This window comes from Shewanella sp. AC91-MNA-CIBAN-0169 (assembly GCF_040310165.1).
In the GTDB taxonomy this organism is placed as follows: Bacteria; Pseudomonadota; Gammaproteobacteria; order Enterobacterales; family Shewanellaceae; genus Shewanella.
Window position 1 is genome coordinate 1 of the sequence record NZ_JBEOPM010000221.1, and the last position, 229, is coordinate 229.

At 52.4% G+C, this 229-nt stretch carries 1 protein-coding gene; it reads left to right on the forward strand.

Features of this window, described 5'->3' with window-relative positions:
* Positions 1-229 (forward strand): hypothetical protein (locus AAEY98_RS22750; RefSeq protein WP_351019923.1); only part of this gene is annotated, 229 nt, incomplete at both ends.

Sequence of the window (229 nt, forward strand, 5' to 3'; positions counted from 1 at the left end):
GACCCAGACGCATACCACTGTCGATACGCAGTTGACCGCTGGGCGTGGTGAGACTAATGACGTTAATCATGACGTGATGGCTGATACCGATTATGCGCGCTGGCAGGACGAACAACAGCGTAGCGATAATAGCGAGTTTGCAGAAACGGCGCAGCAGATGCAAATCGAGCAAGAGCCTGATGCCTTTTCTAGCCTGATGTCGGCGACTGACAATTTGATGCCGTCGATT